Annotated in this window: 8 protein-coding genes; 3 read left to right on the top strand and 5 right to left on the bottom strand. The window is 46.8% G+C overall.

Annotation, left to right across the window (positions count from 1 at the left end):
• Window positions 1–20 precede the first annotated feature (20 nt).
• On the bottom strand, window positions 21–164 hold the full coding sequence (locus BG74_RS13570) for a hypothetical protein (protein WP_187202720.1): 144 nt from the start codon (window positions 162–164) through the stop codon (window positions 21–23).
• Between the two features lie 320 nt (window positions 165–484).
• Here BG74_RS13570 and BG74_RS13565 point away from each other — a divergent pair, with 320 nt between their 5' ends.
• The gene (locus BG74_RS13565) at window positions 485–649 is read left to right on the top strand and encodes a hypothetical protein (protein ID WP_187202719.1); all 165 of its coding nucleotides are present in this window, start codon (window positions 485–487) and stop codon (window positions 647–649) included.
• Between the two features lie 1,115 nt (window positions 650–1,764).
• Here the strand turns inward: BG74_RS13565 and BG74_RS17280 are convergent.
• From BG74_RS17280 to BG74_RS06090, 3 genes are all read right to left on the bottom strand, one after another.
• Window positions 1,765–2,367 carry a pentapeptide repeat-containing protein gene (locus BG74_RS17280; RefSeq protein WP_187202718.1) on the bottom strand — a complete coding sequence of 201 codons (603 nt, stop codon included), beginning with the start codon at window positions 2,365–2,367 and terminating at the stop codon, window positions 1,765–1,767.
• 218 nt (window positions 2,368–2,585) lie between these two features.
• The gene (locus BG74_RS13560; RefSeq protein ID WP_187202717.1) at window positions 2,586–2,759 is read right to left on the bottom strand and encodes a hypothetical protein; all 174 of its coding nucleotides are present in this window, start codon (window positions 2,757–2,759) and stop codon (window positions 2,586–2,588) included.
• A gap of 117 nt (window positions 2,760–2,876) precedes the next feature.
• Complete coding sequence (locus BG74_RS06090; protein ID WP_066597307.1) at window positions 2,877–3,305, bottom strand: hypothetical protein; 429 nt, start codon at window positions 3,303–3,305, stop codon at window positions 2,877–2,879.
• 387 nt (window positions 3,306–3,692) lie between these two features.
• Here BG74_RS06090 and BG74_RS18985 point away from each other — a divergent pair, with 387 nt between their 5' ends.
• Window positions 3,693–3,827: a hypothetical protein gene (locus tag BG74_RS18985; RefSeq protein ID WP_256364236.1), complete on the top strand. Its 135-nt coding sequence runs from the start codon at window positions 3,693–3,695 to the stop codon at window positions 3,825–3,827.
• 808 nt (window positions 3,828–4,635) lie between these two features.
• Here the strand turns inward: BG74_RS18985 and BG74_RS13555 are convergent.
• Complete coding sequence (locus BG74_RS13555; RefSeq protein WP_187202716.1) at window positions 4,636–4,824, bottom strand: hypothetical protein; 189 nt, start codon at window positions 4,822–4,824, stop codon at window positions 4,636–4,638.
• Between the two features lie 1,301 nt (window positions 4,825–6,125).
• On the opposite strand from BG74_RS13555, the gene BG74_RS13550 reads away from it, so the two are divergent.
• Window positions 6,126–6,266, top strand: a complete 141-nt coding sequence (locus tag BG74_RS13550; protein WP_204376333.1) for a hypothetical protein — start codon at window positions 6,126–6,128, stop codon at window positions 6,264–6,266.
• Window positions 6,267–7,278 lie beyond the last annotated feature (1,012 nt).

The raw sequence follows: 7,278 nt of genomic DNA, 5'->3' as shown, positions 1-7,278 counted from the left end.
CTGCTGCCGCTTTTTCTTTCCTATTTATGGATGCGCTGTGGCCTGAGAGCCGAAGGTTCCCGCATCGCCGGTGCCAGGATAATCGCCAGCGCGACCACCACCAGCACTAGGATCATCGTCGAGCGTAGAAAGAGAAATAGCGCGAGGCCACGGGGTGTTTGCATAATAGTAAGGCTCAAGCGAACTCCTGATGGTAAAGTATCTTGCTTCTGAGCCTAATATCGTCCATGATAATGTATAGATATACACTTTGGCAGGCTGCCCTTTTTCCTCTATCACCTGAGCCTTTCGAAGGCACCTGTATGAGCAGCAAGAAAAATGAGTAGTAAGAAAAGCCGGTGTACTGGACCCGGATCGGCATGCTCGTATTATTGACGCGACACTTGATATGATTGTGCAACATGGTATAGCGAGTATTATCCACTGCAAGATCGCTTCCGACAGGTGATGACGTATCATTTTGCCGGTATGCAGGATTTGCTTTATGCAGGACTTGCTTAAAGACGCGTTTAGCCAGTTTGCCGTCACGATGTCGGTGGATTATGCGGCTCTGCTCGGGGATTCCCCCCAGCATGCAACGTTGAAGAGGTGGGAGAGGATCATCTGCGGCGATGAAGTCACGTTGGAGAGGAATTTGCTGTTGAGCTAGGAATTGTACCTCTAATAGCGACGGTCATCCCAGGTTGAAACAGCTGATGCAGAACTGGATGTTTTGCAGTCAGCACGCGCTGCTGAATTTTTTCGATCTTCCCACTGGGGTTTCCGGCACTGGATGCGCTGATTGAGGGAATGATGTTTTGCAGTCAGCACGCGCTGCTGAATTTTTTCGATCTTCCCACTGGGGTTTCCGGCACTGGATGCGCTGATTGAGGGAATGATGCTGCATCACGCGTGTGGATCGTAACTCCCGCCAAGCCGGCAGGAAATCGCCCGGCTCATGCAGAAAATTATGCGGCCCTGAACGTAGGGTTGTTCGCCGGCATGGCAGCCGATCGCCCGGGCCAGTGATTGTGTCCCCAACAATATCCAACGGCTGGCACCTATTTTTTTGTCCTATTTTCGTCATATACTGCTTATCACTGGGATTGGCGAGGAAGATGCGACGCCGGTGGGAATTTTGGGCATATGGGAACGGATTTGTCCGAGCTACATTGGACGATATCCTGCCGTGTGGCCGGACGACGATACTATACAAAGCAGTATTATCTGGTTAGGGAATTTTAATTTATACGGTGAACAACGAGTCAGAACAATAGTTAAATAATCATAATCAATTCATTCTGCTGGTTGTGCCTCCCATCTCTACTTTTTTAGGAGAGGGGGGCGTGAAAAAGAATTTATCCACGCTTCTTTATTTACAATAATCACCATGAAGGATTATGCGTTGGCTTAACAGCTGTTCCGGCGCATTGCGCCTTTCTTTTATCGTGACCGCTTGCGGAAAAAAAGTATATTTTTCGTCGCTTCAAGCACCTACCGTTTGGCGCTACGACTTAGTTTCACAATTCTAATACTCCATGTATATTCTGTATGAAAGCATAGTAAAGAAACATTCAGATTCATGAAGTATTCTCTTTTTTCGCGCAGATGATGCCGAGGCGTTATGCCGCTTTCCATTTTTGTCAAACGAGTGCCGGCTGGCTTTCCTAGCCCGGCGCAGGATTATATTGAGAACCGTATTGATCTTAATACAACTCTGCATGAATCATCCGGCCGCTACCTATTTTGTAGGCGTCACCGGCGATTCGATGATAGAAGGGTTTATTAATAAAGGGATATAATAACGTGGTGCTGAAACGCATCGTGTGAGAGCTGCAAGGCGAGCCTTACCTGGCACTGGAGGGGCTTGCGCTGTTCAAGCAGCAGATGCCGTCGCCGGCCTATGTCATCCGTTTCGCAGATCTGCCGGTGGTGAAAGCTAACTGAGCCAGCGCGGTTGCTCATCAATTCGCATTTTTCCAACGTTTGCCGACTGAAATTGCAGTAACTCAGATTGCTTTTAGTGATGTAAGCGCGACAGAAGAACCAGCGCCGGCCAAGGCTGTTCATAAAATTGGCATCGTGAATATCCGCGATCTGGACTTTACATTCGCGAATTTCCAGGCCGAACGCGGCAGCATAGAGTAAATCAGCCAGGGATAAATCGCAGTCAGCAAAGCTGGCATTACGAAGTAGCATGAGGTTGAAATTGCAGCCGCTGTGGATATCATCATCATAAAAACGGCAGTTCAAAAACTGGCTGTCGGTCAGATCTCGGACCCCAGAAAATTTAAAGCTAGAAAAGTGCATGCCGCGCATGATCTTGCCGGTGAAAAGCAGTCGCAGGGAAAACAGTAATGGCAGACAACGTGGTTTTATCCATACCATTTCTCTGTCGTTGAGTGATGACAGGAGGCCAGTCTAGTATTTCCGGCGCGGCCTGCAGAAAGGGGTACGTGCCATTGCCGCGCTGCCATAGGCCCTAACCATAGGCTCAGGGCAAGGTCGACGGCCGGTTGCTCGGAGTTCTTCTACCCGAATGCAGCGCCGGCCAGCCGTTTGTTTCCCAAACGCAGCCACAGTAGGCACAGCGCGCCCAGAGTCAGTTAGGCGGAACCGAGCATGATAGTGGTGCGGTCCAAACTTATCAGCAGCCATAAAAAAGAGGACAGGGCGCCGAGCACCGGAGTCACCAAATAAAGTAGCGCGTCCGAGCCGTCGCGGTGCTTTAACCGTAGATAATAGTGACCAATGACCGACAAATTGACTAAGGTAAACACTAGAAAGGCGCCGAAGTTGATAAACGAGGTGAAAGTGTATCGCCAGCGGCGCGGAAGCCCCCACCACCGGAAAGCCCCACCGCAATCAGCAGCAAATTGATGGCATAGGCCACACCTTCATCTCAACGATATTAATAGCGGTGGTGATGGCGATAAACGCCAGCAGCCGGGCGAACTGGGGTGCCGCCGGCACAAGCTAATGAGAGATAGACCGCACCGATTAGCCAGATCACCATCGGCAGAAACAGATAATCTAACAGGGTACTCCAAGCCGGTGAGAAACTCCATATTCTCGCTGATGACATTACGTACGTAGACGTAGGTGTAGGTAAACTCCGCTACCGGAAAGGCAGTGGACATCTGACTGTAGCTGCCGGCGGTGAAAAATATTGCGAACAGCGCCAGTACATAGGCGCTGACCTCGTCGCCATCGGTGATTTTCGCCAGTACTCCAAAGGTGCCGAGTACGATAATGGGCACCATAATATAGGTCAGGCCGAACGAGACTAAATGGCCGGTGGTTATGGTTTTCTCAAAATCTGGCATGACATTTATTCCATGTAAGATTGCGCATTCCATGTAAGATTGCGCTGTGGTGACAGCGGGCGAAGAAGGCGGCGAATGTGACTCTCGCCGCCGTCTGTCTATCAGGACGTTCCCTGAATGCGTCCGGATAGTATCATCCGGTCTGTGCGAAAAACATGCTTGCTGAGGCGGACCGGTCGACGCCAGCCGTGAACAGCGTCGTCTGGTAGTGCCCAGATCCATACGGGGTCATATTGCCATGAGAAACCTCCAATCAATGCACAACCTATCGCCGCTAGTCCGCGAACGATTTCAGCCGTTGTACGGATTTCAGCCGTTGTACGGCTGTAACCAATCAGCAAATCAATTTATCTGTGACGTGGCGCGCCGCGCTCGACCTCCTAGGCGGTGTGGCACAATTCCTTCACCGGCGTGGTGGGCCATGGAAAGGGTTTACAGCCCAACGTTGTTGCCGTCGGTGCCTACCGGCAGCGAGATGTGGTGCAGCATAAGCTATTTGCCATTCGGCGGGCGATAGTGTGATGAAATTTAGTGTTTAATAATTATTATATAATAAAGGTAGCTATCAGCGATGTTGCCTAAGCGGCGGGCGTATCGACGGCAACAATTTCATGCCATCTAAACGGTAAATTCGGCTCGATGAGAGCATGACGACGTGTGATCGGATAGGCCGGGTTAATTGCCGAAATGAACTAGTAATACGAAAGATGTCGCGCGTTCGTTGCGCAGTACACAGAGCAATACTATCGCCATGATTATGGCGGATATCTTTAATCCTTATTCAATAGATATATTAAAAGGTATTGAAGGAGTATGTAATCTATTTGATTATACGCTGTTTTTATGTGATATCAAAGTTGATACCAAAAGCTAAATCGCCATTATTAAAAATATGTTGTCCAAACGCGTCAATGGTTTCATCATGAACAGCACGGGTAAAAAAGATCGCTTCATTCTGGCGGGTTACCCAAGATATCCAGACAGTACTGTTTAGCAGGAAACTCGGATTTGAAGATATTAATTGCGTATCGGTGGATAATCGGCAAGGAATGCAACTGGCGATGGCGTACCTGCATCGGCAACAATGTGATCCCGTCACGTTTTTTACGCTGCTGCCGAATACGATTTCCCCCGAATCAAACGCGTGGACGTGTTTAACACTTTCGATGAAAGCGAAGCGTTAAAAGGTGTGGCGCGCCGTGATTGTGGAAAATGAGAGCGTGGATACGCTCAGCGATCAAATTGCGAGAGCATTATTTCCATTAACAGAAAACTATTGCTCAGCATGGTTAAAGTAATGCATCGCACCGGTCTAGTTTTTTCTCGCGACCTATTGTTTATCTGTTTCGATGATACGGAATAGGATTCGGCTATCGTCGCGCTGCTGACCGTTATTGCACAGCCGACCTATGGCATCAGTGACGACAATTACAGTAAACTTATCTCGGTGCTGATTAAAGAAAAAAGCATCACCGACATTTGTCAGACAAGATTGCCAGTCACGCTGATTGAACAGCAATCGACAATAAGACAGTAGATAGGAGAATAAGATATTATGCGAATCACTGAAATTAACATCTATGTACTTAAGGACAAGTTTTCGGAAAATTAGGAATGTCCTAATGGTATTAGGATGTTCTCGCTATAATGCCTGGTTAAAATTAAAACCGATGACGATATCACCGACTGAAGGTAGTGCTTTGGAACGGCAGAAAATAATGCCGCATTAATAAAATAACTTTACCCCGCATCTTATCTGGCGCGATCCTGTGCCACACCGTCATATTTGAAAGACGGTTTATAACCGCACACACGAATTTGGCTGCAAAGGGATTATGGTTTCTATCTTTTCCATCTTGTCAGGAATTGATATCGCCTTGTCGGATATTTTCGGCTAGTATATGAACTAGCTGATAGGCCAGTTACTGGGCGGAGAATTAGCTCAGATAGTGGCGTCCTATGCCTCGACACTCTATTATTCGTCCGATAATTGCCCGCGTGATCGAACAGAATGCGCCACAGGCTATCAGCAGGGATTTAGCGCATTCAAAATGAAGGTCAGCGCGCTGTCGATTGAAGAAAACGGATTGCTCCTTATAATATTTCCTAGTTTGAGGAGTGGATATTGCTTGATGATTTTGACAGTTATCGAAAGGTAAGGGATAAACTGGAGATGCATATCACTAGCGGCAAATAAGAATTCACGAGTTTTGGTTTTCGATTCTATTTTGAACAGCAGTGTATTGATATTTCCCAGCCTGATATAGACGCCTGCGGAGGAATAAGAGAAGCATTGACGATTGCCTAACTAGCCACGTCTTTCAGTATCGAATGCTACCCGCATCAATGGGTATCGATTATTTCTCTTGCGGCTACGCTGCATCTGACCAGCGCTATTCCGATGGCGGTGCTGACCACGGCAAAATCGCGTGTAGTTCTGGAGCTAGATCGAGCGCCGAATATCTTCCTCGAGCAGCTCTCTGATTAGCTATCTGTCATATTATGCAGGTGCCACAGCGCCCCGGCCTCAGCATTGAGATTGACTTAGATATGAAAAGTGTTATTAGACCTGATCCGTTTGGGACGCGTTTATTTATAAATCATACCTTGATGTGAAAATAACTATGTTTACCTCTAAATTGTTTCGCATTAGCGTTAAGATACTGATCTGGATTTTTATCGCCTGTCTGGATAGGTATAATCTTTCAATTGCCTTGCTCGGCATTGAAAAAGATATGGATATAAATGGTTCCGAGGTAAAAATCCTAGCGCTCACAGGATTTTTGATTGGTTATACGTTTGCCAATTTTTGGCGGTATTTTGAAAACTAAGTTCAATCCTAAAATCACCATCGTCAGTATAGTATTTTTATGGTCGGTGATGCAGATTATGATGGCTTGGGTGATCTCGCTTATGGTGATTATTATTTATCGCATTATTCTGGGCATAGCTGAAGAATAACTACTAGCCTCATCAGTTCATATTTTCCTGGACATATTTTACTAAAGAAGTAATGACCGTGGTACTAATATAATATAGTTCTATGGGTAATTTCTTTCGCTGTCGTTACGATTTCTGATATTGAAACATATACTTACCTATTATTTGAGATGGAAATAGGTATTTTATATTACCTGCTGGCTAGGTGTTTTAATTGTTGTCTCCCTATTTCTTATTTTCTCAAAAATGTGCCGGATACGCCGCTTGAAAATAATGCCGTGGCCAGAAACACTGGGGATGCTCCCATCAAATGGATGGTGTCATTTCTCGATTTAGGTGATGTTCCTTTTCTGTATGTTGATCTTCAGTTATTTCGCCAATAACGTGCTTTTCTAGGGCGTGACCATGTTTATTCTGATAGTATTAAATTCATTAGGATTCAGATGGTTGTGGCAGGGAATAGCCAGTTTATTGTCTTATTTCCTGGCCATTCTTTTCACTATTTCCATGTCTTACTATCAGCGACAAAACCCAACGGCGTGAGTTAATTACCGCTGGTGGTTTTTCGGTAGCAGGGGTTTTGCTGATTACGCTTTCCTTGATTGCCATCCCGGTGGTGAAATGGCGGTTATCTACGCTCTCCATTGCCTGGTTTACTGGCTACTTTACCACCAATATCTAGTCTATTATTAATTATCTCCAGCGTTATTAGTAGTATTCGTCATCGACGCGAGGCCAAAAATGCCCTGACATCAATGACTGCAAAGTCCCCCAGAGCGGTGCCGGGCCATAACAGATTCCAGACTCCCTCAGCAGGTTCGCCAACAACGTGCTAACAATAGAGTTGCTGCTGTCACCATCAACAGATGATTGCCAAAGCTCAATTGCGCGGGGACCACCTTTGCCGTTGCTCAATAAGGCCAGGAACGTCGCTGCTAGCGGAACCGATAAGGGTAAAATTTAACGGGCAACATGGCATTGTGCGGCGCTCTGTCTTTGGCGCTTCGGGTGAGGGCGGCCAGCACGAACAGCG

Origin of the sequence: Sodalis-like endosymbiont of Proechinophthirus fluctus (genome assembly GCF_001602625.1) — a bacterium.
Lineage (GTDB): Bacteria > Pseudomonadota > Gammaproteobacteria > Enterobacterales > Enterobacteriaceae.
Note: the sequence above shows the minus strand (reverse complement) of the source record. Positions and strands in the feature narration are given on the sequence as shown.